Source organism: Advenella faeciporci, assembly GCF_014652395.1.
GTDB lineage: Bacteria > Pseudomonadota > Gammaproteobacteria > Burkholderiales > Burkholderiaceae_B > Advenella > Advenella faeciporci.
Genome location: NZ_BMYS01000001.1, coordinates 16,073 through 41,840 on the forward strand (window position 1 = coordinate 16,073; position 25,768 = coordinate 41,840).

The following is a 25,768-nucleotide window of genomic DNA, read 5'->3' on the forward strand; positions in this document are numbered from 1 at the left end:
TCACTCCGCCTGTTTATATGGATTTTTAGAAGATTTGAACTCTATTCGCAAAGGCGTTCCCGACAGATTGAAGGCCTTGCGCATTCTGGATTCCAGATATCGCTTGTATGAATCGGGCACGGCATCAAGGGCATTACCATGAACAATGATAAGCGGTGGGTTTTGCCCACCTTGATGCGCATAACGCATTTTAGGCCTGAAAATCCCTTTACGCGGGGGCTGCTGCTGTTCTACCGCAGCATGCAACTCGCGGGTAAGCTTGGGCGTTGACAACTTGATGAAGGCGGCCGCATGTGCCTCGTTGACCGATTTAAGCACCGCATTGACTCCAGCCCCCTTAAGGGCAGAAATAGTATGCATTTTTGCGAACGATAAAAAACGCAACTTACGTTCAAATTCCCGCTGTATCCACTCTCGTTTGTCAGCATCAAGACCATCCCACTTATTGATAGCCACCACTAACGCACGACCTGACTCAAGAATGAATCCGGCAATATGGGCATCCTGTTCGGAAATTTCGGTTTGGGCATCAAGCATTAACAATACAACGTTACTGGCTTCAATAGCCTGCAATGTTTTAATGACTGAAAACTTCTCAACCGATTCAAACACTTTGCCACGCTTACGCAAACCTGCAGTATCAATTAAGGTATATTTTTTGCCATTGCGTTCAAAGTCAATTTCAATGGCATCTCGTGTGGTACCAGGCATATCGAAAGCAATAACCCGCTCTTCACCTAGCAACGTATTGATGAGGGTGGATTTACCCACGTTAGGGCGGCCAACAATGGCAAGCTTGATGCGATGATCAGTAAAAACCTCCTCTTCCTGTTCTTCAGGAGCAGTCTCTTCGAGCCCAAGATCAGGTTCGGGAACCTCGGCATCAGCCTCTTCCGGAACAGACTGAATGTAGGGATTTTCCAGCTGGGAGAGCGCCTCTTCAATCAGGTCAACAACCCCGTCTCCGTGAGCCGATGAAATGGGATGAGGGGTCCCCAGGCCGAGTTCATGGAACTCGGCACTGGCCTGTCCGCTGTTCATGCCTTCGGCCTTATTAACCGCAAGCACCACCTTGGGGCCGGCACGACGCAACATGCGCGCAATTTCATGATCATGTGCATTAACACCGGCACGCGCGTCGACCAGAAAGATAACCACATCAGATTCGGCAATTGCCTGCTCGGTTTGACGAGCCATTTCCTTAAGAATGCCTGTTTTGGCGACCGGCTCAAAACCACCGGTATCAATAACAAGAAAAGGATAATCACCCACACGGCCTTCACCATAATGACGATCACGGGTGAGACCGGAATAATCAGCGACCAACGCTGCCCTTGAACGGGTCAGGCGATTGAAAAGCGTTGATTTACCAACATTAGGTCGCCCCACCAGGGCGACAACGGGTTTAAACTGAATACTGTTCACTTAACACCAAGCATTACTAAATTACCGGAACCATTCTGTACCAAAACACCGATATTGGTTGCCGTCATGGGAGAAACGATGGACTGCCCGCTACCTGCGGAAACACGTCCAAGAAGCGTGCCATCGGCGGCTGAATAGAAGTGTACATAGCCTTCATAATCACCCGTGGCAACCACGTTGCCATATACGACCGGATTGGTTAAACCACGATTGGTTAATGTTTGATCAGTCCATAATTCCTGACCGTTTGTAATATTATAGGCGCGCACCTCACCGTGCACACTGGCTGCATACAAAGAATTACCGGCAGCGCCTACGCCAACCGCACTTGAAAATGGCTGATTCCAGACTGGCTGTGCGCCATTGGCAGAAATTGCATAGCACCCGACACGGCCCTGATAAGTGGCAATGCATAATCCATTACCCGACAGCAACGGCTGCCCTACCACATCAGTAACGCTATCAAGATCGGTTGGACCTTGTATGGTAGCTGCCAGGATGTCCCAGCGTGGCGCACCGGTTTGCAAATCAAGTGAAACCAGCCTGCCGGTTGGAACACCTACCAGAACCTGATTGCCATCGATCAGCATGCGAGAGTTTGCTTTAAGCGCCATTTCAGGATTCGTTCTGAGATAACTCCATTGCAACTCGCCATTTTGCGCATTGAAGGCCTGCACGCGATAATCATCGGCACGCACCACCACCAAACCACCTCCGATAGCAGGAGGCGTAGACGCAACGGTGGAAGCGTTGGCACTCCAGAGCAGCTTGCCGGACGAATCCAGGGCAATGACCTTTCCTTTTGTAGTGGTGACAACCACAATATTTCCGTCGGTCCCTACACCCGCAGCCAGCGCATCATCAAGTTTTGTTTTCCACTGAATTGCCCCATTAGTAAGGTTTGCCTTGACAACGGAACCGTCAGGGGTGGCCGCATAAACCGAATCACCCACCAATGCTGGAGCAAAGCCATAACCACTGCCGGAACCGATATTGGCAGTCCAGACAGTAAAGCCGCTAACCTGTTGTTGGTATTCTGTAAGTTCCACAGGCTCAAAACGCGACTCGTTGCTGAACAGGGAGCAGCCCCCCATGGCAGCAACAGCAAGTGCAAGCATTGACCCTGACAAGACACGATAACATGTTTTTTTCATAAATTATTCCCCTCCCAGCACACTTAGTTTTAATTCAACGGCACGAATAAATTCAGCGGCCAGATTTGGCTGTTCAAGCGCGGCTTTCCATTGCTGTACAGCCTCTTGTTTTTTTCCCTGCGCTACAAGAACATCACCGGCACGATCCAGAAATACGGCCCTGAAAGCCTCTGGTGGATTGGCCAGCTGCAACAATGCTGCATCATACTTTTCCTGATCTGCCAACAGGGAGGCCATTCTTAAACGCGCAACCGGCACCAGGTCAGGAAAGGTCTCGGCCTGCCCGATAAGCCATTCAAGCTGGGCCTGGGCGGCTTCAGGCTGTTTGCTGTTTGCCAGGAAATTGGCTGCCAGCAACACTGCCCTGCCTGCATAAGGCGTTTTGGCATAATCTTTCTGTAAAATCGCGCTGGCCTCATGCACACGGGTTGCCGCTGCCTTATCATCGTTGATCGAGGCACTTTGGATCACCTCAAAGTATCCCAAGGCCTGCCGGGACTGGTTTGATTGATACCATTGCCATCCGTACCAAGCCAAAAAAGCCAGCATGATAATCGTAACCAGCGACATAATAGGCGTACCCCAGCGATCCCACCAGGCTCTCAGGGCATCGATTTTTTCCTGTTCTTCTAAGTCAAAAGCCATACTTCAGTTTAAATCCTATTTTTTAATTCATTAATGAATGTTGCCAAAGGTACCGTAACCTGAGGTGCAATATTAACACCTTCAGCGGCTCGCAACGATTTGATGCCAATAGTGCCGTTTTTCACTTCATCTTCACCCAGAATGGCGGCAACCTGTGCCCCACTGCTGTCTGCTCGCTTGAACTGCGCTTTAAAGGATGCAGCCCCTGCATGCACAATGACACGAATGCCTTCATCTCGACATTGCTCGGCCAACACCTGGGCATGACGTGAGGCCTCTGGACCCTGGTGGATGAAATATACATCACATTCAGCCGGTTTAACCAGTTCTTTATCTTGCAACACCAGCGCAAGCAAACGCTCGATACCAATACCAAAACCAATCGCAGGAGCCGGCTTGCCACCCAGCAAAGACAACAAGCCATCATATCGACCACCACCACATACGGTTCCCTGGGCACCCAAACGATCGGTGACCCACTCAAAAACGGTCAGGTTGTAGTAATCAAGGCCACGGACCAGGCGCGGATTAATGGTATAAACAATACCTGCCTCGTCAAGGCGGGCTCTTATTTCATTAAAATGGGCCAATGACTCCTCTTTCAGGAAGTCAAACAGTTTAGGCGCATTATTGGCCATGTCCTGCATAGCCGGATTCTTGGTATCAAGAACGCGCAAGGGATTGCTGTACATACGGCGTAAACCGTCTTCGTCAAGCAATTCCTTATGTTTTTCCAGATGAGCCACCAGCGCCTCCCTATGCGCCTGACGCTCTTCGGGCTGCCCCAGAGAGTTCAACTCAAGACGGACATCGGTAAGACCCAATATTTTCCATAACCTGGCCAACATGATGATTTGTTCGGCATCAATATCGGGGCCGGCATAACCCATGGCTTCTACGGAAACCTGGTGAAACTGGCGATAACGACCCTTTTGTGGACGTTCATGACGAAAAACAGGTCCGATTGAAAAAAGGCGCTGGGGCGCATCATAAAGCAAATTATGTTCAATGACCGCACGTACGATACCAGCCGTAAACTCGGGGCGCATCGTCAGCATTTCGCCAATATCGGTTTTATCTTTTGACATGCTGAAGGTATACATTTCCTTCTCAACGATGTCAGTCACCTCACCAATACCGCGCGCAAACAAACGTGTTTGCTCCAGAATGGGGGTACGGATATTGTTATAACCATATTGAGCCAGCCATTGACGAATGGTTGCTTCCAGATTTTCCCAAAGCCAGCTTTCGGCTGGCAAAATATCATTCATTCCACGTATTGCAGAAACTTTTTGGAATGTTTTAGTCATACAAACGGATCTCTTTATTCAGATAATTTATTTTTTTACTGTACGCTTTATGAACGGACACCGTAGCGACGTTCTACATAGTTACGGACAATTTCATGAAACTCGGCTGCAATATTATCACCCTTAAGGGTTACTGTGCGTTCTCCATCGATAAAAACCGGTGCGGAAGGCACTTCACCGGTACCGGGCAGACTGATGCCAATATCAGCATGACGACTTTCACCTGGGCCATTCACCACACACCCCATCACCGCCACGTTCATGTTTTCAACGCCGGGATATCGGGTTTTCCAGACGGGCATTTGATTGCGCAAATATGACTGGATGCTATCGGCCAGTTCCTGGAACACTGTGCTGCTGGTGCGACCACAACCCGGACAAGCCACCACCATGGGGGTAAAGGCCCGTAACCCCAGGCTTTGCAATATTTCCTGGGCCACAACAACTTCTTTGCAACGGTCACCACCCGGCTCTGGCGTTAGGGAGATACGAATGGTATCGCCGATTCCTTCCTGCATAAGCACTGAAAGGGCTGCCGTAGAGGCCACGATACCTTTGCTGCCCATACCGGCTTCCGTAAGACCAAGATGCAAAGGATAATTGCAACGCCCGGCCAGATTGCGGTAAACGGAAACCAGATCCTGGACATGACTGACCTTACAGGAAAGAATAATCGCATCACCGGGCATGCCCAGCTGCTCAGCCCGCTGTGCATTACTGATAGCCGAAACGACCAATGCCTCACGCATAAGGGATTGCGCATCCCAGGGCTCGGGCTTGGCATTGTTTTCATCCATCATGCGGGCCATTAGCTCGTGATCCAGGCTACCCCAGTTCACACCAATCCGGACCGGTTTTCCATATTTACAGGCAACCTCGATCATTTGAGCAAAATTGTCATCGCGTTTTTTGCCGCCCCCCATATTACCGGGGTTGATGCGATACTTGGACAGCGCCTGTGCACACTCGGGATATTGGGTTAACAGTTTATGGCCGTTGTAATGAAAATCCCCCACCAAAGGTACCAACACACCCATTTTATCAAGTTGTTCACGAATGGCTGGCACGGCTTGTGCAGCCTCGGGGGTGTTGACGGTAATACGCACCATCTCGGAACCGGCCATGGCAAGCTCTTTAACCTGGATAGCTGTGGCAATATGATCGGCCGTATCGGTATTGGTCATTGACTGAACAACAACAGGCGCACTGGAACCAATGGGCACAACCGTAGAACCCCAGGCAACATTAACGAGGCGGGTCTGGTGGCGGACCGCAGGTCCGACAGGAAATGGGTTTTGGCAAATGGACATGATTAATTAAATAAATTCCTGAAATTTTCCAAGCCGATTTCTTCAAGCGTAAACCACTCACGGCTATATCCATAAACAGCGATAATGACCAGGATCAGGAAAATAATAAAAATCCATGTTCCCGTACCCGAACGCTGTGATTCATACCCTTCATGGGTACCGAAATCGGTCGTTGACTGCAGACTTTTCAATTCCTGCTTGTTGACATTGGCACCGTTTTGTCTGGCCAGAAGATCAAGCATTTGCTGCTCATCCGCCCCAAGAAGGCGAGCATACTTGCGCACCAAACCTTTTAACACAAAACCTTGCGGCAACGCGGGCCAGTTCTGTGCCTCTAGCGAATTGATTTGTCCCGATGAAAACTTGATCTGACTTGAAACATCACTGACCGACAAACCTTTTTTCTCACGCAATCCTTTTAACAACATACCCAGGTTTTTATCTTCCAGGGAATCTGAACCGGATACTTCACTTGTACCTGAATTTAATTGCGTCACTACTGCACCTCGATGATGGGAATGGATTTTCTGGCCTGCATAATAGCGCTGATTTTGGTTTTATCCTTGACATCGCCAGCCAACTGGCCACAGGCAGCATCAATATCATCTCCCCTGGTTTTACGTACGGTCGTAATGACCCCGGCGTCCATTAACAGGCTGGCAAATATACGCACCCGGGCAGACTTGGAGCGCTTCAGACCCGACTCGGGAAACGGATTGAAAGGAATAAGATTCAGTTTACAACGGACCTGTTTGGTAATTTCAATTAACTGACGTGCATGTTCATCGGTGTCGTTGACACCATCAAGCATGACATATTCAAAAGTGATGAAATCTCGGGGGGCAAATTCCAGATAACGGTTGCATGACGCTATCAATTCGGCCAGCGGGTATTTTTTGTTTAATGGAACCAACTGGTCACGCAAGGCATCATTGGGCGCATGAAGCGAAACCGCCAACGCCACAGGACAGTCCTGGGACAGGCGGTCTATCATGGGAACCACCCCGGATGTTGAGACAGTAACGCGTCGGCGCGACAAACCATAAGCATTATCGTCAAGCATAAGCTGAAGGGCCGGAACGACCTGATCATAATTAAGCAAGGGCTCTCCCATACCCATCATGACAACATTGCTGATGACTCGTGAGACTTCTTCACGCGCTTCCGCACTGCCAATACGGGCAGACTGCAGGTCTTGCTGGATAACGCGACGGGCATGCCACAGCTGGCCAATAATTTCTGCCGTGGTTAAGTTGCGGTTAAAACCCTGATGCCCTGTGGAACAGAACCGGCAGGCAACCGTACAACCGGCCTGGCTTGAAATGCACAAGGTACCGCGATCATCTTCAGGGATAAACACGGTTTCAATGGCATTATTATTACCTACATCGAACAACCATTTACGGGTACCGTCAGAAGATATTTTTTGCGTAATGACCGGCGGTGCATGAATGCAACAGGACTCAGCAAGCCGGGCACGAAAATCTTTTGCAAGATCACTCATTTGCCCGAACTCGCTGACTCCACGCTGGTGAACCCAGCGCTGAAGCTGCTTTGCACGAAAGGGCTTACTCCCCCACTGACCAACCAGGTCAATGAGGGCATCGGTCGGGACACCCAGGAGATTAATGTGGTCAGTCATGGAATAAGCCTTATTCAATATCAAAACTCTATATCTTAAAATTACCGATTACTTGCCAAAGAAATAGGCAATTTCAACTGCTGCCGTTTCAGGAGCGTCTGAGCCATGAACCGCGTTTGCATCAATGCTTTCAGCAAAGTCGGCACGAATGGTACCCGGTTCTGCTTTTTTAGGATCGGTAGCGCCCATCAGGTCACGGTTTTTCTGGATGGCATTTTCGCCTTCCAGAGCCTGGATAAATACAGGACCGGAAATCATGAAGCTGACCAGATCATTGAAGAAAGGACGCTCTTTGTGAACGGCGTAAAAACCTTCGGCTTCTTCACGGGTTAATTGTTGCATACGTGCCTCAACGACTTTCAGACCGGCTTTTTCAAAGCGGGTAATGATCTCGCCAATAACGTTTTTTGCAACCGCATCGGGTTTGATGATAGACAATGTGCGTTCAACAGCCATTTAATACTCCAAAATTTCAATAAAAACAATAACTTCAAGTAAGTTTTACTCAACTTGGCATTTTAACATGCAAAAAGTACCTTCTACACCTTAAAATAAGGGTTTTCGCGAACAAAATAACCAAACCGTCGGAATCAGAATCATAATGAACCAAGAATCTAACAGTATTGACACCAAAGAACTCTCCAAGAGCTTCGAACCCAAAGACCTTGAAGCCCACTGGTATCAGGAGTGGAACAAACAAGGCATTTTCGCTGCAGGACAATACACGACAACCGCCTCTGAAGAATGTGGCCAGCCCTTTACCATTCAGTTTCCACCACCAAACGTGACCGGCACCCTGCATATGGGCCACGCTTTCAACCAAACCATCATGGACGGCTTGATTCGTTACCATCGCATGCTGGGCAACGATACCGTTTTTGTGCCGGGCACCGACCATGCCGGCATTGCCACACAAATCGTCGTTGAGCGCCAGCTGGATGCACAAAATATTTCCCGCCACGATCTGGGCCGTGAAAAATTTCTTGAAAAAGTCTGGGAATGGAAAGAGCTTTCAGGCAACACCATCACCAGTCAGGTACGCCGACTTGGCGCCTCGGCCGATTGGCCACGCGAGTATTTCACCATGGATGAACAGATGTCCAAAGGTGTTATTGAAACCTTTGTACGCCTTCATGAACAGGGCCTTATTTATCGTGGCAAACGCCTGGTCAACTGGGATCCGGTGCTGGGCACGGCGGTTTCCGACCTTGAAGTTGAAAGCTGTGAAGAGCAAGGAAGCCTTTGGCATATTCGCTACCCGCTAAGCAAACCGTCGGGCGAGCTGACACATTTAACCGTTGCCACCACCCGCCCTGAAACCATGTTGGGTGACGTTGCGGTAATGGTACACCCTGAAGACGAACGGTATAGACACCTGATTGGACAAACCGTCATCCTGCCCCTGGTGAACCGTGAAATCCCCATTATTGCCGATGATTACGTTGACCGGGAGTTTGGCACAGGGGTAGTGAAAGTAACTCCTGCCCATGATTTCAATGACTATGCCGTCGGACAACGCCATGGCCTGTCCTTTTCCAGCATTCTTACGCTTGACGCCAAAATTGTCGATGACGCACCCGAGGCTTACCGCGGCATGGACCGTTTTGAGGCCCGCGAAAAAATCGTGGCTGATCTTCAGGCCCTTGAGTTGCTGGAAAGCGTCAAACCCCATACCTTAATGGTTCCCCGTGGCGACCGCACCAAAACCGTTATTGAACCCATGCTGACCGACCAGTGGTTTGTGGCCATGAGCAAACCCGCTCCCGAAGGCACCTACAACCCCGGCAAAAGCATTACCGAAACAGCGCTTGATGTTGTGCGCTCGGGTGAAATCAAGTTCTACCCCGAAAACTGGACAAACACCTATTACCAGTGGCTGGAAAACATTCAGGACTGGTGCATTTCCCGTCAACTGTGGTGGGGTCACCAAATTCCGGCCTGGTATAGCGAAGACGGCCAGATTTTTGTTGCCCGCGACGAACAGGAAGCCCTGCAAAAAGCCCGTGCCGCCGGCGTTACCGGCTCCTTGCGCCGTGACGATGACGTCCTGGACACCTGGTTCTCTTCCGCGCTGGTTCCCTTTACCACCATGGGTTGGCCTGAAGAAACCCCAGACTACAAGCGTTACCTGCCCTCTAGCGTACTGGTAACCGGTTTTGACATCATTTTCTTCTGGGTTGCCCGCATGATCATGATGAGTATGCACCTGACCGGTCAGATTCCCTTCAAGTTTGTTTATGTGCACGGCCTTATCCTTGATGCCAACGGCCAGAAAATGAGCAAATCCAAAGGCAACACGCTTGACCCCGTTGACCTGATTGATGGCATTGAACTTGAACCTCTGGTTGCCAAACGCACTACTGGCTTGATGAACCCCAAACAGGCCTCCAAGATTGAAAAAGAAACCCGCAAGGAATTTCCAGATGGCATTGAAGCATACGGTGCCGATGCCCTGCGCTTTACCATGGCCGCTTATGCCACGCTTGGCCGCAATATGAATTTCGATCTCAAGCGCTGTGGCGGCTATCGCAACTTCTGCAACAAATTATGGAATGCTTCCCGCTTTGTGCTTATGAACGTGGAAGGCCATGACCTTTCTGGCAAAGACGGTGTCGAACTCTCTTTTGCCGATCGCTGGATTCTTTCCCAGTTGCAAAAAACGCTCACTGAAGCAGAAAAAGGGTTTAAGGATTTCCGCTTTGACAACATCGCCAACGCCATTTACCACTTCGTCTGGGATGAATACTGTGACTGGTATGTTGAACTGGCAAAAGTGCAAATCCAGCATGGCTCATCTGCACAACAATGCGGCACCCGCCAAACCCTGATCAACGTTCTGGAAACCATCTTGCGCCTGGCACACCCTATTATTCCATTCATTACCGAGGAATTATGGCAAAAAGTGGCCCTGATCGCAGGCAAGCGCAAAGCTGATGAAACCACTTCCATCAGCGTGCAACCTTACCCATTACCTGATGCCAAACTGCTTAATGAGCAAGCCGAGGCCTCATTGAACCAGTTAAAGGCACAAGTAGAGGCTGTACGTGCCCTGCGTGGTGAAATGAGCCTGTCTCCTGCGCAAAAAGTACCCATGTACGCCCAGGGTGACGCAACCCTGCTTGCCCGCAATGCGCCTTACTTACAGGCACTGGGTAAATTAAGCCAGGTAGATATCGTCACTGAACTGCCAGACTTGGGCGCCCCGGTGCAAATTCTTGAAGATACCCATCTGATGCTTAACGTTGAAATTGACGTAGAAGCCGAACTGGCCCGTCTGGACAAGGAAACCAAACGCCTGGAAACCGAAATACAAAAGGCCAATGGCAAATTGGGCAATGAGAAATTTGTGGCTCGCGCCCCTGCTGCCGTCATTGAGCAGGAGAAGGAAAGACTGGCCAACTTTAGCGAATTGCTGGCTAAAATCAACGAGCAAAAAAACCGTCTTGCAAAGTAAAACCATAGTCAGCAGAATGCCCGCCAGGGCATTGATTTGACCTATTTAAAAGCCCCAGGAAACCGAATGCAATCCGGTTTCCTGGGGCCAACTTAATAAAAACCAACCGCCTGTTAAAATTTACAGGCTATTAATTTGAGCCTTTTGCAAATCTTTCCGCACTGGCAACAATCTCGGCTTTGGCAGCCTCAACACCTTCCCAGCCTTTAACCTTGACCCATTTGCCGGGTTCCAGATCTTTGTAGTGCTCAAAGAAATGCTGAATACGCTTCAACTCTTGTTCAGGAAGATCGGCAGACGACTGGATATTGCGGTAAAGAGGATACAGTTTGTCTACGGGGACAGCCAGCAATTTTGCATCACCACCACCTTCGTCATCCATTTGCAACACACCAATAGCCCGGCATTTGATAACGGCACCCACCTGAATCGGGAACGGTGTCATGACAAGCACGTCAACCGGATCACCGTCATCAGAAATGGTTTGTGGAATATAACCATAGTTGCATGGATAATGCATGGCCGTCATCATGAAGCGGTCTACAAAAACAGCTCCTGTGTCTTTATCCACTTCATATTTCACTGGGTCAGAATTCATCGGGATTTCAATAACTACGTTGAATTCGTCTGGCAAATTTGAACCAGCTGGCACACGATCTAAACTCATAAAATGACCTTTAAAGATTAAAATAAATATTAACTATTTTCTGCCTTGTTTTTCGGCTTCATAACCCGGTATGGGTGCAGTATCGAAGTATTCATCCACCTGATAATCGGCATTGGCATCAGCCGTAATTTTGGTTGACATTATACGGTCATCCAGATTATCAAGCTTTTTCCTGTCAGGCGGACCATCGGGATCTTCGGTTGTATCTGCTGCCGGTAGAATACTATCATTATTTAACACTGGTAATGCCGAAGTAGCGGCCGATGCAATACGCCAATGCCTGATGGCATCTTGCGCACGCCCAAGACGGTCATACAGGGTTCCCAGCAATGCATGAGTCTGGGCCTCATCACGAGACACCACAACCTCCTGGCCAGCCTCTGGCGCAGCCGTTTCACTGCGAATGGCCAGGCTACGGGTCAGGTAGCGTTCTGCCTGTCCCCACAATTGCCCCTTCAGGCACAAATAACCCAGGGCTGTTAACAACTCAGGGTTATTGCTATCTTTTTTCAGCCAGCCCTGGGCCATCGCCAATCGATCCTGAACCGATCCACCGGCAGTTTGCACATAGGCTTTAAGCAAACGGGCATCTTTGGTAACAGCCAAGGCATCTTCAAGCACCTTGCCTGCATTTTTACTATCACCTTTGGCCTCAAAGCGCCCAGCCGCCGCCAATGCCACCAACGGCATTGTTTTCTCATCACTACTCAGGCTTTTCCAGAAATATTGCCACTCCTCAGGGGCTGCGTGGTTAATATTACCCGCTGCGGCATGCTCTATCAGCCTTAGTGCCTCAAAACGGTCAACCCGTTCTTTTTTAAGCATAATACGGGCCAAAGGCAACAGCTTTTCATTGCTGCCTGTTTGCTTGTAAGCCCGCAGCAACAGTTTCTGGATATGTTCCTGGTTACTGCCATTGGCCGTATCCAATGCTTCCAGCAAAGCCTGGGCCTGCCTGGACTCTCCCTGCTCCAGAAGCAACTCGGCCTTGACCGTAGCGGTTGCCTCGGCAAGACGAGGAAAATTCCTGGACTTGTTTTCAGCCAGCAGCAACAACTTGTCGCGTTGTTCATGATGCCCTGACATATGTGCCGCCTTGGCTGCAGCCAAACTGGCAATTGCCTGTCGTGAAGGATTGTGACTATGATTAAAAAGGCGGGTAAAGTCTTTTTCAGCGGAACCCGCCCGACCCTCAATCAATTCAAGCCAGCCTTTTTCAAGCAAGCTGACATCTTTGCTGGTATGACGCTTAAGTCGCCATTGTTTGAAGTTGGCCGGTGAATTGCTTAAAGTGGCGATAAAGCGAACCAGCAAATAAGCCAACACAAAAGCGATAATCAGTAGAAAAACGCCGGTAGTCAGGGAAACCGTGCGACGCTCGTCACCGGTTACAAGCATAAAATAGCCGCTTGAATCTTTGATAATCAGTGCAAAACCCACAGCAAGCGCGAGCAGCACAAGTAATTTTAAACCTGTCCTCATGGCTTACTCCTGCGGTTTGCCCAGATTGATAATCTGGTTTCTGGTTTCCTCAACAGCTTTTACACTATGTGTAATTTGTGGCAATTGAGGCCTTACGGGCATTGCCAGCAAGGTGCGGGTCTGTTCCAGTGCCTGCCGTGTTTCGGGTGCATCCTGATTATAGTATTTAAGCAAGGCGGCCTGTACTGACTCAAGAGAGCTGGTCCAGATTCCCTGCTGGGCATTCAGCAAACCCTGTTGCGCAAATCGCAAGTCCAGCTTGAGATTGTTTTTAAGCGCCGCAGCCTGTCCTGCTGAAATGAGGGCCACCGTTGGATCATCAAGTTTCTCGACGCGAACCAGCCCCCCCAAATCGGATTTCAGTAAACCCATGGCCTGTGAAGGCCAGGATTTAATCTCTTGCCAGGCTTTTTCATGCCAGCTCAAATCCTGGCTGGCAGTTGCCTGACCATCCGGCTCGCCCGGAAGAGCATTGGTATGTACCGGCAAAACAGTAGATAGATGATCGACCCGATCGGGTGAAATGAGTGGCGCCTGATCCAGCATCTCGATTAATTTCCCGACTTCCTTGAAAAGGGCCTCTTCATTCATGACCGGTGCTGATTTAAGCATCACGATATCTGAAGAAATGGCACCGGCAAGCCCGGCCAGGACTGGACTGTTTGCACGGCGTATGGTTTGCTGCGCCATTTCCAATGCACGAATGGCATTGGGCAAATTACCGGCAATACTTAACTCGTTGTCAGCCGATTGCACCAGGCGGGAAACATCATTGACGACAAACAGGCTAACATCAACATCCGCCCTGTTCAACCGTTGCTCCAGCAATTCAGCGTACTGCTCCTGCATTTGCTGCAACTCGGTTTTCAGCTGATTAATCTGTTCGGTTTGCAAGTCGAGTTGTGTCTTAAGCGCACCATCCATCTGGCTTTCATTACCCGCCTTGGCATCAGCATGAACCGGCTCGGTTTCTTTTACGGTTAAATCGGCAGTGGCGACATCCGGGTGGGCTGCATTTTGAGCAGTTTCAGCCAAAGCACTTTCTTCTGGATTAATGGATTTTGCCTGTTGCGCCGTGCTTTCTCCACCTGTTGCCGTTTCTTCAGTGCTTGACTGAGTAGCAGCACCATCTTGTGCGGTTACCGCAGACGGTACAGATTCCGCATCTGCTGTTGCCGCAATGTTGTTCGCGCTATCAGTTTGCGCCGGGCTTGTCTCTGACTGAGTACTGCCTTGTTGCGCTTCTGGCGCAGAAACATTGGAAATCGGTTCTGACTGACTGGAAAGCGGTGTTGTACGCGAAGCAGGATTGCCGTTTGACCACATGCCTCCGGTTTGGGATTGCTGCGTCATGTAAACCGCCCCACCCACTACCGCCGCCACAACAACAGCAGCCGCACCAAGCACTTTTTTATTAATGCCAGACTTTTGCCCTGAAGCCGAAGCTGGCGATGCAGACTTTTCACCAGACATAGATTGTTCATGCTCGACGGCATCGGAAGCAGCTGCAGGTGTTACCTTATCTGTACGGTTATGATGCTGATTTTCCTGTGGCGCATTCAATTCCTTAGGGTCTGAAGATTGAATATTTTCCTGTTTTTTTTCATCCATGTTTTTTGATCCCTTGCTGAGACTATGGTTTTTGGAATGTGAAGTATGGCGTGTTAGCTTCTTTCTCATAATCGCATTGTAGTGGAAGATGACGCCCATTTTACTTAAGACATGGTTAACATCTCAAATATTGAGGCATCGCTTGGTTGACATATATTAATTACAACCGCCTTTCCAGGCAAATTCCCCTGAACCATAGCCTCTTTTAAATGCTCATGAATCTGCGCCGCAATTCTTGGGTGAGTTACCAAAAAATGATGATCCAGACAGTATTGAACAAGCTCATATCGCTTCAACTCATTGAATACGCTATCGACGCTTTCCTTACTGGTTAACAGCCAGCTTATTTTTTTACTTGATTGCAGCAGCGCTATTATTGCTTTGCTTTCAGATGGCGTCCATGCCCGGGACTTTCTTTCATAAACCGGTAAAAAAGCAACCCGCACATTCAATGACTGAAGTTTTTCAGCAAGCCATTGACGACCGGCCTGACCACGAACCACCAGAACCCGGGTAAATTTATCAAGACCTTTTTTAAACAATTCATCAAAAAAAGCTTCTGAATCCTGATTTTCAGCATCAGGGCCCGGATGAATGATTTGACTGGCAGGAACACCCTGCTCTTGCAAGGCATTGGCTGTTGCCATACCAACAGCACCGGCATAAAGGCCTTCTGGCCAAGAGAGGTGATATTGCGCCAGCATTTCAAAAAAAACCTGCACCGCATAGCCACTAACAAAAAACACCAGATCATAACCGGCAAGATCGGGAAGCTCCCCTGCCTTTAAAGGCAGGGGAAAGCGTTCAATGGCGGGAAGTTCTGTAACCGGATAACCTGCCGCGACAAGCAGTGATTGTAATGATGCGTTTTTTCCTGCCGGACGGGTAAGAATAATATGCCTGTTCATGTTTTCTTGCCAATCAAGAAAACACAATTAATTATTCAACAATGTAGCCAAAATTTTGTCGGCTCCCGCACGATGCAGCTCTTTGGCTACATCCAGACCCAGTTGCCCAGCCTGTTCAACCGGACCACTGCTTTGCGCGCGCAATACCTGAGTGCCATCTGGCAAGGCAACAAATGCCTGAATGGTAAGATTTTGACCATTGATGACGGCATGAGCAGCCAAAGGCACTTGACAAGAACCGCCCAGGAATGATGAAACCGCTCTTTCTGCCGTTACGCATGCCAGTGTTTCAGGGCAAGACAATGGTTGTAAAGCGGCCAGCACATCGGAACGGGCTTCCAGAATTTCTATACCCAGTGCCCCCTGCCCGGCAGCTGGCAGGCTATCCTGTATGGACAGACAACTGCGGATTCTTTCCTGCAGACCAAGACGCTGCAAGCCGGCCGCCGCCAAGATAATCGCATCGTATTCGCCATTATCAAGCTTGCCAAGACGGGTATCAAGGTTGCCACGCAAGGGTTTTACAACCAGGTGCGGAAAATTGGCCCTGATTTGCGATTCGCGCCTCAGGCTGGAAGTACCCACTACAGCCCCTTCGGGCAAATCAGCCAGCTTTTCGTATTTATTGGATACAAATGCGTCACGTGGGTCTGCCCGGTCCATGACAACCGCAAGCTGGAAGGGAGAACCAAGATCCATAGGTACATCCTTAAGGGAATGTACGGCCAGATCAGCCCGACCATCCAGCAAGGCAGTTTCAAGTTCCTTGACGAACAGACCCTTGCCACCCACTTTTGACAGGGTACGATCAAGAATCTGATCGCCCCTGGTCGTCATAGTCAGAAGCTCAACACGGCAGGCTGGATACAATGCCTGCAACTTAGCCTGTACAAATTCGGCTTGCCATAATGCCAAACGACTGGCACGTGTAGCGATAATCAATTTTTCAGGTTGTACTGACATTGCAGGTTCCTATCTAAAATAATTGGCAAGGACAGCAATAACAATACCGATAACCGCCAGGACAAACAAAAGTTGCAACAGGGTAAGTTTAGGTTTTTGTGACATGTTTTTAACTGACTATCCTTAAAATAAATACGCGCTATTCAGGCTTTTCCGATGCTGCATCGACTTTTCGCACAGCGATAAGCTTGCCCACGATCATGACCAGCAATGCACAACCGATCTCGGCAGTATACTTGATTGTGGCCGGAGATTCTGCGCCCCCGAAGAATGTGTTTTGAATATACATATCGCCCACAAACATACCACCAGCCAGCCAGCCCAGCAAACCTGCACCAAACAGGATAACCAGCGGGAACTTGTCGATGATTTTCAGAACGATTGTACTGCCCCAGATAATAACAGGCACACTCACCAGCAAACCAAAAATCACATAAGCGGTCTGATGATCGACGTGGGCATTGGTTGCCGCGCCAGCAATGGCGATCACATTATCAAGACTCATGACAAAGTCTGCGATCAGGATGGTTTTAACCGCCCCCCATACACTGCTACTGGCCTGAATGCCGTCACCGTGATCTTCCTCGGGAATAAGCAGCTTGATACCAATCCAGACAAGCAAAGCGCCACCAACGATCCTGAGAAATGGTACTTTCAGCATTTCCATGGCAAATAAAATAAGCACCACACGCATACCAATAGCACCGACTGTACCCCAAAGAATACCTTTGATACGCTGCGCCTTTTGCAGGTTTCGACAAGCCAAGGCGATAATAATGGCATTATCCCCCCCCAGAAGAATATCGATGAGAATAATTTGACCAATCGCGGCCCAATGAATCTGTTGAAAAAACTCTAACATCTTTTTACCTATTTTCTTGTTAAGAAGACACTTGATGAACAGGAAGCATTTTATAACCTGCCCAAAATAGCCTTAATGGCCAATTGCTGCCCGTATTGAATCATGTATTGACTGCGTTTCAAAGGAAAACAGCAAATAATAATTCAGCGCAAGGTAGTTTTGATTTTGAATCGAAAAAGCCAACCTTATAAGCCTGGCAAACCAGCCTGTGTTGCAGGCCGGGCTTTCTCTTGCCAACATGGCAAGTGCCCGCTTACTATAGCGGCCTTTACATCAAGCAAAAAAACCGCCCATCAAAAAATATCGATCGTGGCGGTTTTTTGTTGTACTAAGACATATTACAGAATGGATTTCAGCAATTTGCCCATTTCAGAAGGGTTGCGGGTTGTACGAATACCGCAAGCTTCCATCACTTCAAGTTTGGCATCTGCCGTATCGGCACCACCGGAAATCAGGGCACCGGCGTGACCCATACGTTTTCCTGGAGGCGCTGTAACACCAGCGATAAAACCAACGATTGGTTTTTGCATATTGTCTTTGGCCCACAATGCAGCGTTAACCTCATCGGGCCCACCAATTTCACCAATCATGATAACCGCTTCAGTTTCAGGGTCATCGTTAAACATTTTCAGGATATCGATGTGTTTCAGGCCATTGATGGGGTCACCACCAATACCCACTGCTGCAGACTGGCCCATACCCAATTCTGAAACCTGTGCAACGGCTTCATAGGTTAATGTACCGGAACGGCTAACGATACCGATTTTACCTTTACGGTGAATATGGCCAGGCATAATACCAATCTTGATTTCATCAGGAATGGTCAAGCCAGGGCAGTTAGGGCCCAACAACATGGTTTTCTTGTTTTCAGCACGCATACGGTTACGTAGCTCAAGCATGTCACGAACCGGAATGCCTTCCGTAATGCAAATAGCCAGATCCAGGTCAGCCTCGGCTGCCTCCCAGATGGCTGCAGCAGCACCTGCTGGTGGCACATAAATAACCGAAACGGTAGCGCCGGTTTCTTCCTTGGCTTCTTTAACGGAACCGTAGATTGGAACGCCTTCGAAATCTTCGCCGGCACGTTTGGGGTTTACGCCAGCGACAAAGGCTTCTTTACCATTGCCATATTCACGGCACATGCGTGTGTGAAATTGACCGGTTTTACCTGTAATACCCTGGGTAATTACTTTAGTGTCTTTATTGATAAGAATAGACATTGATGTGTTCCTTCCTTACTTGGCTGCTTCAACAACTTTGGTTGCAGCTTCTGCCATTGTGTCAGCGCTGATAATGGGAAGACCTGAATCTTTCAGCATTTGCTTGCCCAGTTCTTCGTTGGTTCCTTTCATGCGAACAACCAGAGGCACATTCAGGTTTACCGCACGGCATGCGGCAATAACGCCTTCGGCAATAACATCGCAACGCATGATACCGCCAAAAATATTAACCAGAATCGCTTTCACGTCTTTGTTTTTAAGCATGATCTTGAATGCTTCGGTTACTTTTTCTGCCGTAGCACCACCGCCAACGTCAAGGAAGTTGGCCGGCTCGCCACCAAACAGCTTGATCGTATCCATGGTAGCCATGGCAAGACCGGCACCGTTGACCAGGCAGCCGATATTACCGTCGAGCTGGATATAAGCCAGATCAAATTTGCTGGCTTCGATTTCAGCGGGATCTTCTTCGTCAAGATCGCGGTAAGCAACAATCTCGGGCAAACGGTAAAGAGCGTTTGAGTCGAAATTGAATTTGGCGTCAAGCGCGATGATATCACCGGAACCGGTCAGGATCAGCGGGTTGATTTCAGCCAAAGAGGAATCAGTTTCGCAATATACCTTGTACAGCTTTTGGAATTCTGCCGCAGCCTTGGCAACGGATGCCTCGGGTACACCAATACCACGAGCAAGTCCTGCCGCTTCTTCATCGGTCAGGCCAGTGGCCGGATCAACAAATACTTTCAGGATTTTTTCGGGTGTTGCTTCGGCTACTTCTTCTACATCCATGCCGCCTTCGCTAGATGCCATGACACAAACGCGCTGGGTAGCACGATCGGTGACAATACCAACGTAGTATTCTTTTTTAATGTCGGCACCTTCTTCAATAAGAAGACGCTTGACTTTCTGGCCTTCGGGACCAGTCTGGTGTGTAACCAGCTGCATGCCCAGGATTTCAGAAGCCAATTGACGCACTTCATCAATGGAACGGGCCAGCTTTACGCCACCGCCTTTACCACGGCCACCGGCATGAATCTGGGCTTTGACAACCCAAACCGGTCCGCCCAGTGTTTCTGCTGCTTTCACAGCCTCGTCAACAGAGAATGCGGGAATACCGCGAGGTACGGTAACGCCAAACTTCTTCAGAAGTTCTTTACCTTGATACTCATGGATCTTCATGTATTACCTATATAGATGTAGGAAAAAATAAAATGCCCTGCTTACGCAGGGGGGCCATCATCAATTGATTTTGCCCGCTTCAGGCACATCATTAACATACCAGTCGGGATAGAACTCTTTTACCACCGGCGAAGTTAAAGCCAGAGCATGGCAACCTTCAAGCTGAAAAGGTTTTTTACCGGACCTTGCTTCTTTCCGGTTACGGGATGCAGACAAACTTTGAACAAAAACCGTTGGTAATAATACAACAAGTTCGGACATATGCGTACAGCCGGAGGTTCTGGAAAAGCGTTCTTTGACCGCATTGCGAAAATTCCTGAGCAAATGCAAACCAATCAACGCTTTGTAATCCGCCTCGATTGCCGAACAGACTTGATCGTAAGGCGCATCCTCATAATGTGCGCGAGCATCGCGCACTTCTCCGCCCTCTGTTACCAACAGACAGATTTTCATATTATGTACCGGCGAACCCGCTACTTTTATGCTGCCATTACGTTTGGGGAAATCGTAAGCTTTGACATCAAGCAGGGAGGCTTCAAGCTCCCACAACCCATCCTCCCTTAAAAAGGAATTCATTTCTATTTTTCGGGTATGAATGGGTTTACGGCGTACTGAAGAATCAAACGACATTATGAGACGAATTCAAGAGCAATTGATGAAAGATAGCGGAAAGTATAGCTTACCTGTAAATCTTCATGCATGAATTCTTAAATTCGTCGTTTATTTATAGGGTTTACCCTAGAATCAAATACAATTGACGATTTATTGCAACCTTCAAGACCCTGTGGCATCAGACATTAGAACCTCATGGATTGAGTTTGAAATTTCGTGGTCACAATGTTAAGTTATACCTACTAATTCACAGAAGGATACTCTTACAATACAAAAGATATCCATTGCCTGTATTTCCCAATGCCCCTCATTTTTTGGAGCATTGTTTTCTTCGATGTGTTGTTTTCTTTATCTACCAAAAAGGAAAGCCCATGAAAAACCAGGAGTTAGCGGGAGCAGATAATCTAAAAGCCGTCCATAACAAGTCTTACGAATACCTGAAGCAGCTCTTGGCCAGCTCAGGCATCATCATAAACGGGCACAATCCCTGGGACATCCAGATTCATGACCCCAAAGCGGCCGACCTGATTCTGGCGCAAGGCAGCAAAGGCCTGGGTGAGAGCTATATGGCAGGCATGTGGGATTGCCAACAAATTGATGAACTGATCAACATAATCCTGCGCAGCAAACTGGATGCCAAAATCAAAAACCTAAGCACCCTGTGGTATAGCTTGCGCGCACAAATTCTTAATCACCAAACCCGTACACGTGCCTGGGAAGTTGGCGAAACACACTATGATATTGGCAATGACTTTTTTGCCAAAATGCTAGACCCCTACATGACTTACACCTGCGGTTACTGGGACAAGGCCAGCAATCTGAACGATGCCCAACTGGCAAAACTGGATCTGGTTTGCCAGAAGCTGAATTTAAAACCTGGCATGCACGTCCTGGACATTGGTTGTGGATGGGGCAGCTTCATGCGCTATGCCGCAGAAAATTATGGCGTTACCTGCACAGGGGTAACCATTTCAAAAGAACAAACCGAATATGGCGAGCAATTATGCCAAGGCCTGCCCATTTCATTTCGCCTGGAAGACTACCGCGACTTGAATGAACAATATGATGCCATTGTCAGCCTGGGCATGTTTGAGCATGTTGGACGTAAAAATTACCGTACCTATTTTGAAGTGGCCCGTCGCAACCTGAAAGAAGACGGCCTTTTTCTGCTGCATACCATTGGCGGCCAAATCCGTGACCATCATCCCGACCCCTGGATTGACAAATATATTTTCCCCAATGGAGAAGTGCCCGTCCTGGGACAGATTTCCGATTCACTGGAATCCCTGTTCGTGATAGAAGATGTCCACAACTTTGGGGCGGATTACGATAAAACACTCATGGCCTGGCATGCCAACTTCGAAAAACACTGGCATGAATTCAAGGGACAGTATTTCCAACGCTTTTATCGCATGTGGCGTTATTATTTATTGGTTTGTGCTGGCTCATTCCGGGCTCGCTCAAATCAATTATGGCAGATTGTTCTGTCTCCGGATGGCGTTAAAGGGGGTTACCGGCGTCCCAGGTTATAAATCACCCGAAGCCGGCAATAACCACTTAACGTCCGCTGTTCAAGATTCAAATACCGCAATGGATTCCACATGGGCGGTATGCGGGAACATATTGATAACACCTGCCGATATTAACCTGTAAGCGCCACCTTCAACCAGTACGCCAGCGTCCCTGGCCAGGGTGGCCGGGTTACAGGAAACATAGACGATACGTTTAGGCCTTTCGTCTGGTGCAAGCTGCGCCAGGGCCCTGGCAACCTCGAGCGCCCCCTCGCGGGGTGGATCAATAAGCATGCGGTCAAAATAGCCCAAATCACGCAACCATTGAACATCCACTTCAAACAGGTTAAGGGTTGAGAAACTTGTTTTACTTTCCAGGCCATGGTCTTTTGCGGCTTCAAGCGCCCTGTCTGTCAGGGTTTTGCTGCCCTCTATACCCACCACTTCTTTGGCTTTGGTAGCCAAAGGCAAGGTAAAATTACCCAATCCGCAAAACAAATCAGCCACCCTGTGCTGGGGTTGCACATTTAGCAAATTAAGTGCCCTGGCAATAAGGGCCCTGTTAATCTGGTGATTAACCTGGGTAAAGTCCGTAGGCTTATAGGCCATACGCAGACCAAATTGCGGAAGACTGTAAGCCAGCTTGCCTGCATCTTTTTCGTGCAGGGGCTTGACCGTTTCCGGCCCTTTTGATTGAACCCACCAGATAATATTATGTTTATCCGCAAAATCATCCAGCAAGGCCAGATCATTGTGTGTGAACGGATCCATGTGACGCATGGTTAATACCGTTACACCATCCCCAATCGCCACCTCAATCTGAGGAACCCGCTCACGCACGCTTAAACTGCCAATAAGCCCGCGTAATGGCAGCAGCAAATCAGAAACATGTTTAGGCAGAATATGGCATTCGGTCATATCGGCCACATAGCCGCTTTTACGTTCATGAAACCCAACCAGAACCGACCCTTTTTTTCTGACATAGCGCACCGATAACCGTGCACGGTAACGATAACCCCAGTCAGGTCCGTGCATGGGCGCCAGCACCTGAGGTATTTTAAGTTTTGAAATATGCTGGAAACAATCTTCCAGGGCACGCTGCTTGACCGCCACCTGAGTGGAAGTATCAAGGTGCTGCATGGCACAGCCACCGCACATGCCAAAATTTGGGCAACGGGGCTTGACCCTCAGGCTGGACTCCTTCAATACCCGCTGCGTGCGTGCAATTTCATAAGAGGGCTTCTTTCTTAGAATAGTGGCTTCAACCACCTCTGTGGGAAGCGCCCCCTGAACAAAAATGGTTTTTCCTTCACGACGTGCTATGCCACGTGCCTCAAGATCCAATGATTCTATAGACAATACTTCAGACATGACTGTTCCAATCCAAACGAAGCACCTATTGTAAATTCAAGCATGGACACAAGTGAACGAAGCCATGCAAAACATAAAAAAATCCCGGTTAAAAACCGGGATAAAAGAGAGGATAGATACTAAGTGGTACAACTATTCAATAAATCAGGACTTTGCTTCAGCCTGTTCAGCCGGTGCCTGTTTACCTCTGTTTTCCATACGTTGCTCACGTTTTTCCTGACGCTCTTGCCTACGCTCTTGCATTTTCCGGGCACGCTCCTGATAGTATTTACCCACCGTTGCCTGCTGTTCAGGTGTAAAACTGTCCCACAAAGCCAGCCATTGGGCCTGGTGTGCATCACGTTTTTCCTGCATAGTGGCACGCAATTCTTTCTCGGCTTCCAGCAAAGCTTTAGGATCAAGCTTGCCAGACTCTATTTGCTGCTTGCGAAGATCAAACACTTTCTTGAATATGTCACGGTGTTCGCCACGCGCCTGGTTTTTAACCTCAAGGGCAGCTTGCAGCTTGGTTTTTTGCTCATCGTTCAGTTTCAGGTCATCAACCAGCTTCTGATCTGCAGGGCCAAAACCGGGAATGACAATTGCAGCTTGAGCATTCATTTTTTGGCCATGATACTTATGATAGCCACGCTCACCTTTGAATTGGCCATACCCATCGCCCATTCTTTGGTTCATGCCAGGACGGGCATCAGCATCCTGGGGCTGGGCAGTAGCAACAGAAAATGCCGAACCGATCGCCAAGGCTGCGGTGGCCACAGTAAGAGATTTAACAACGAATGAAGAAATTGACTTAGCCATAATGGTGCTCCTTTGTGTTAACTGATAACGTGAAGCCATTTTGAGGCATAACCCGTTTCAAACCAATTGCACTTATGGCAGAATATTTTCAATTGATTACTGGAGAAACGAAAGTTTATTATATCTGCACCCCGTTTTTGCCTGTTTTTTCTTTATTTACTCCAGGCAGCCAGATATTCCTGCCAATGCGGGGCATTGATTTCCTCAAGAGTCTGCCGAACCAGCTCCACCTCACGATCATAGGCAATTTGGTCTATTTCTCCGCGCATAAAACGGAAACGGCAATAAACCAGCCAGGTATTCACGACATCGGTCTCGCAATAGGCTCTCACCTCATCGGCTTTACCCGCTTGCCAGGCCGGCCAAACCTGCCCGCCATCCATACCCAGCTTGCCAGGAAAACCGCAAAGTTTGGCCAGTTGGTCTAATGGCGCGTTGGCACGGCCGTTATACTTGGCCAGTAAATCCATTAAATCTATATGACGGGTGTGATAGCGACTAATGTAATTATTATATTTAAAATCGCGATCTTCTTCACCCATATCCCAATACCGGTTCGCCTGAATACCGTGAATCAGGCTTCGGTAATGCAAGACGGGCAGATCAAAACCATTGCCATTCCAGCTAACCAGCCGTGGCGTATAACGTTCGATGGTTTTAAAAAAACCGTTAATAAGCGCTGCCTCATCATCGTCTGGCTTGCCCAATGTTTTAACCCTGAACCCGTTATCATCACGAAAAACACAGCCAATCACGGCAATTTTTTGCAAATGCAGGGGGAAAAAATCAGAACCGGTTTGCGCTATCCTGATGTCCGTGGCACGCTCAATAACTTCGGTATCGGGCATATCCGGCTCCCAGCCATTCAGGCTACGGAGTCCCTGTGCATCGGGAATGGTTTCAAGGTCAAAAACAAGGGTAGGAAGCATAAACAAACTTTATTTTGGCAAATAAGACAAGGGGTTGACCGGCTGACCATTACGGCGGATTTCAAAATGCAATCGAGGTGAAGTGGTGTCAGACTGACCGACTTCAGCAATTTTTTCACCTTTACCCACCCTTTGCTTGTCTTTAACCAGCAACTTGCTGTTATGTGCATAAGCGGTAATAAAACCATTGCCATGTGATATCAGGATAAGATTACCCAAACCACGCAAACCGTTACCTACATAAGAAACAGTTCCTGATGCTGCCGCATAAACCGGATCACCCACATTACCCGCAATATCTATGCCACGGGTTGAACTGGAATAGCCGGTGATAATATTACCCTTGAGTGGCCACATCCAGGAAACCAGGCCCGCATCACTGGCCTTGGGTGCCGATGTTGATACACTTCCGGCAGAAGGCGCATTGGCGGTATTGCCTGAACTGCTTGCCACACTTGAAGATGAAATACGCAAACGTTGCCCCACCTCGAGTTGAGAGGGATCTGATATATTATTCAGTGATTTCAGTTGGGCAACACTCACGTTATACCTGCGTGAAATACTGTAAAGCGTATCGCCTCTTTGCACTACATATTGCCCTGCAGAGGCACCACCACCGCCAAGGCTGGACACCGGTGCCTTACCTGTACCGCCACAACCAGCAAGTACTGCTGCCATGAACACGGTACCCAATAACAATGACTTTCTTCTGAACGAA

General features: G+C 48.7%; 23 protein-coding genes. 2 read left to right on the forward strand and 21 right to left on the reverse strand.

What is annotated here, in order from left to right; translation table 11 throughout:
* Genes der through ndk form a run of 8 tightly spaced genes read right to left on the reverse strand, consistent with a single transcriptional unit; the run spans position 1 to position 7,942 of the window.
* A complete protein-coding gene (gene der, locus IE074_RS00075) occupies positions 1-1,416 on the reverse strand; it encodes a ribosome biogenesis GTPase Der (RefSeq protein WP_189383724.1) in 1,416 nt (471 codons plus the stop codon).
* Between the two features lie 5 nt (positions 1,417-1,421).
* Entirely contained in the window at positions 1,422-2,579 is a 1,158-nt protein-coding gene (gene bamB / locus IE074_RS00080) for an outer membrane protein assembly factor BamB (protein WP_189383409.1), read from the reverse strand.
* A 3-nt stretch (positions 2,580-2,582) separates the two neighbouring features.
* On the reverse strand, positions 2,583-3,224 hold the full coding sequence (locus IE074_RS00085; protein WP_189383410.1) for a YfgM family protein: 642 nt from the start codon (positions 3,222-3,224) through the stop codon (positions 2,583-2,585).
* 8 nt (positions 3,225-3,232) lie between these two features.
* Entirely contained in the window at positions 3,233-4,534 is a 1,302-nt protein-coding gene (gene hisS / locus IE074_RS00090) for a histidine--tRNA ligase (protein ID WP_189383411.1), read from the reverse strand.
* A 47-nt stretch (positions 4,535-4,581) separates the two neighbouring features.
* Positions 4,582-5,844: a flavodoxin-dependent (E)-4-hydroxy-3-methylbut-2-enyl-diphosphate synthase gene (gene ispG / locus IE074_RS00095; RefSeq protein WP_189383412.1), complete on the reverse strand. Its 1,263-nt coding sequence runs from the start codon at positions 5,842-5,844 to the stop codon at positions 4,582-4,584.
* A 2-nt stretch (positions 5,845-5,846) separates the two neighbouring features.
* Positions 5,847-6,341: a helix-turn-helix domain-containing protein gene (locus IE074_RS00100; RefSeq protein ID WP_189383413.1), complete on the reverse strand. Its 495-nt coding sequence runs from the start codon at positions 6,339-6,341 to the stop codon at positions 5,847-5,849.
* Positions 6,341-7,486: a dual-specificity RNA methyltransferase RlmN gene (gene rlmN, locus IE074_RS00105; RefSeq protein WP_189383414.1), complete on the reverse strand. Its 1,146-nt coding sequence runs from the start codon at positions 7,484-7,486 to the stop codon at positions 6,341-6,343. Before rlmN ends, IE074_RS00100 begins: the two co-directional genes overlap by 1 nt.
* Before the next feature lie 48 nt (positions 7,487-7,534).
* On the reverse strand, positions 7,535-7,942 hold the full coding sequence (ndk, locus tag IE074_RS00110; protein WP_189383415.1) for a nucleoside-diphosphate kinase: 408 nt from the start codon (positions 7,940-7,942) through the stop codon (positions 7,535-7,537).
* Positions 7,943-8,087: 145 nt separating this feature from the next.
* Between ndk and IE074_RS00115 the strand changes: the two genes are divergently transcribed.
* On the forward strand, positions 8,088-10,940 hold the full coding sequence (locus IE074_RS00115; RefSeq protein WP_189383416.1) for a valine--tRNA ligase: 2,853 nt from the start codon (positions 8,088-8,090) through the stop codon (positions 10,938-10,940).
* 130 nt (positions 10,941-11,070) lie between these two features.
* On the opposite strand, the gene ppa is transcribed toward IE074_RS00115, so the two are convergent.
* The 9 genes from ppa to IE074_RS00160 form a co-directional block, all read right to left on the reverse strand.
* On the reverse strand, positions 11,071-11,607 hold the full coding sequence (gene ppa, locus IE074_RS00120; protein WP_189383417.1) for an inorganic diphosphatase: 537 nt from the start codon (positions 11,605-11,607) through the stop codon (positions 11,071-11,073).
* Between the two features lie 33 nt (positions 11,608-11,640).
* Entirely contained in the window at positions 11,641-13,089 is a 1,449-nt protein-coding gene (locus tag IE074_RS00125; RefSeq protein ID WP_189383418.1) for a heme biosynthesis HemY N-terminal domain-containing protein, read from the reverse strand.
* 3 nt (positions 13,090-13,092) lie between these two features.
* Positions 13,093-14,700, reverse strand: coding sequence for a uroporphyrinogen-III C-methyltransferase (locus tag IE074_RS00130; RefSeq protein WP_189383419.1), 1,608 nt, complete (start codon positions 14,698-14,700; stop codon positions 13,093-13,095).
* A 104-nt stretch (positions 14,701-14,804) separates the two neighbouring features.
* Complete coding sequence (locus IE074_RS00135; RefSeq protein WP_189383420.1) at positions 14,805-15,608, reverse strand: uroporphyrinogen-III synthase; 804 nt, start codon at positions 15,606-15,608, stop codon at positions 14,805-14,807.
* A gap of 27 nt (positions 15,609-15,635) precedes the next feature.
* On the reverse strand, positions 15,636-16,571 hold the full coding sequence (hemC, locus tag IE074_RS00140) for a hydroxymethylbilane synthase (protein WP_189383421.1): 936 nt from the start codon (positions 16,569-16,571) through the stop codon (positions 15,636-15,638).
* Positions 16,572-16,710: 139 nt separating this feature from the next.
* Positions 16,711-17,433, reverse strand: a complete 723-nt coding sequence (locus IE074_RS00145; protein WP_189383422.1) for a TerC family protein — start codon at positions 17,431-17,433, stop codon at positions 16,711-16,713.
* Positions 17,434-17,771: 338 nt separating this feature from the next.
* Complete coding sequence (gene sucD, locus IE074_RS00150; RefSeq protein WP_189383423.1) at positions 17,772-18,653, reverse strand: succinate--CoA ligase subunit alpha; 882 nt, start codon at positions 18,651-18,653, stop codon at positions 17,772-17,774.
* Positions 18,654-18,668: 15 nt separating this feature from the next.
* A complete protein-coding gene (sucC, locus tag IE074_RS00155) occupies positions 18,669-19,829 on the reverse strand; it encodes an ADP-forming succinate--CoA ligase subunit beta (RefSeq protein ID WP_189383424.1) in 1,161 nt (386 codons plus the stop codon).
* A gap of 60 nt (positions 19,830-19,889) precedes the next feature.
* Entirely contained in the window at positions 19,890-20,459 is a 570-nt protein-coding gene (locus IE074_RS00160) for a DUF2889 domain-containing protein (RefSeq protein WP_189383425.1), read from the reverse strand.
* A gap of 353 nt (positions 20,460-20,812) precedes the next feature.
* On the opposite strand from IE074_RS00160, the gene cfa reads away from it, so the two are divergent.
* Positions 20,813-21,973, forward strand: a complete 1,161-nt coding sequence (gene cfa, locus IE074_RS00165) for a cyclopropane fatty acyl phospholipid synthase (protein ID WP_189383426.1) — start codon at positions 20,813-20,815, stop codon at positions 21,971-21,973.
* A gap of 39 nt (positions 21,974-22,012) precedes the next feature.
* Here cfa and rlmD read toward each other — a convergent pair whose 3' ends face one another.
* The 4 genes from rlmD to IE074_RS00185 all read right to left on the reverse strand — a co-directional run bounded on the left by rlmD (position 22,013) and on the right by IE074_RS00185 (position 25,728).
* A complete protein-coding gene (gene rlmD / locus IE074_RS00170; protein ID WP_189383427.1) occupies positions 22,013-23,323 on the reverse strand; it encodes a 23S rRNA (uracil(1939)-C(5))-methyltransferase RlmD in 1,311 nt (436 codons plus the stop codon).
* 144 nt (positions 23,324-23,467) lie between these two features.
* Complete coding sequence (locus IE074_RS00175; protein ID WP_189383428.1) at positions 23,468-24,121, reverse strand: Spy/CpxP family protein refolding chaperone; 654 nt, start codon at positions 24,119-24,121, stop codon at positions 23,468-23,470.
* A 152-nt stretch (positions 24,122-24,273) separates the two neighbouring features.
* Positions 24,274-25,050, reverse strand: coding sequence for a 3'-5' exonuclease (locus IE074_RS00180; protein ID WP_189383429.1), 777 nt, complete (start codon positions 25,048-25,050; stop codon positions 24,274-24,276).
* A gap of 9 nt (positions 25,051-25,059) precedes the next feature.
* Positions 25,060-25,728 carry a peptidoglycan DD-metalloendopeptidase family protein gene (locus tag IE074_RS00185; protein ID WP_229793825.1) on the reverse strand — a complete coding sequence of 223 codons (669 nt, stop codon included), beginning with the start codon at positions 25,726-25,728 and terminating at the stop codon, positions 25,060-25,062.
* Between the last annotated feature and the right edge of the window lie 40 nt (positions 25,729-25,768).

Excerpts from the sequence above, each read along its gene's own strand:
- bamB (WP_189383409.1), bottom strand. The coding sequence starts at position 2,579 with ATGAAAAAAACATGTTATCGTGTCTTGTCAGGGTCAATGCTTGCACTT.
- IE074_RS00085 (WP_189383410.1), bottom strand. The coding sequence starts at position 3,224 with ATGGCTTTTGACTTAGAAGAACAGGAAAAAATCGATGCCCTGAGAGCC.
- hisS (WP_189383411.1), bottom strand. The coding sequence starts at position 4,534 with ATGACTAAAACATTCCAAAAAGTTTCTGCAATACGTGGAATGAATGAT.
- ispG (WP_189383412.1), bottom strand. The coding sequence starts at position 5,844 with ATGTCCATTTGCCAAAACCCATTTCCTGTCGGACCTGCGGTCCGCCAC.
- rlmN (WP_189383414.1), bottom strand. The coding sequence starts at position 7,486 with ATGACTGACCACATTAATCTCCTGGGTGTCCCGACCGATGCCCTCATT.
- ndk (WP_189383415.1), bottom strand. The coding sequence starts at position 7,942 with ATGGCTGTTGAACGCACATTGTCTATCATCAAACCCGATGCGGTTGCA.
- IE074_RS00115 (WP_189383416.1), top strand. The coding sequence starts at position 8,088 with ATGAACCAAGAATCTAACAGTATTGACACCAAAGAACTCTCCAAGAGC.
- ppa (WP_189383417.1), bottom strand. The coding sequence starts at position 11,607 with ATGAGTTTAGATCGTGTGCCAGCTGGTTCAAATTTGCCAGACGAATTC.
- IE074_RS00125 (WP_189383418.1), bottom strand. The coding sequence starts at position 13,089 with ATGAGGACAGGTTTAAAATTACTTGTGCTGCTCGCGCTTGCTGTGGGT.
- IE074_RS00130 (WP_189383419.1), bottom strand. The coding sequence starts at position 14,700 with ATGGATGAAAAAAAACAGGAAAATATTCAATCTTCAGACCCTAAGGAA.
- IE074_RS00135 (WP_189383420.1), bottom strand. The coding sequence starts at position 15,608 with ATGAACAGGCATATTATTCTTACCCGTCCGGCAGGAAAAAACGCATCA.
- hemC (WP_189383421.1), bottom strand. The coding sequence starts at position 16,571 with ATGTCAGTACAACCTGAAAAATTGATTATCGCTACACGTGCCAGTCGT.
- IE074_RS00145 (WP_189383422.1), bottom strand. The coding sequence starts at position 17,433 with ATGTTAGAGTTTTTTCAACAGATTCATTGGGCCGCGATTGGTCAAATT.
- sucD (WP_189383423.1), bottom strand. The coding sequence starts at position 18,653 with ATGTCTATTCTTATCAATAAAGACACTAAAGTAATTACCCAGGGTATT.
- sucC (WP_189383424.1), bottom strand. The coding sequence starts at position 19,829 with ATGAAGATCCATGAGTATCAAGGTAAAGAACTTCTGAAGAAGTTTGGC.
- IE074_RS00160 (WP_189383425.1), bottom strand. The coding sequence starts at position 20,459 with ATGTCGTTTGATTCTTCAGTACGCCGTAAACCCATTCATACCCGAAAA.
- cfa (WP_189383426.1), top strand. The coding sequence starts at position 20,813 with ATGAAAAACCAGGAGTTAGCGGGAGCAGATAATCTAAAAGCCGTCCAT.
- rlmD (WP_189383427.1), bottom strand. The coding sequence starts at position 23,323 with ATGTCTGAAGTATTGTCTATAGAATCATTGGATCTTGAGGCACGTGGC.
- IE074_RS00175 (WP_189383428.1), bottom strand. The coding sequence starts at position 24,121 with ATGGCTAAGTCAATTTCTTCATTCGTTGTTAAATCTCTTACTGTGGCC.
- IE074_RS00180 (WP_189383429.1), bottom strand. The coding sequence starts at position 25,050 with ATGCTTCCTACCCTTGTTTTTGACCTTGAAACCATTCCCGATGCACAG.
- IE074_RS00185 (WP_229793825.1), bottom strand. The coding sequence starts at position 25,728 with ATGGCAGCAGTACTTGCTGGTTGTGGCGGTACAGGTAAGGCACCGGTG.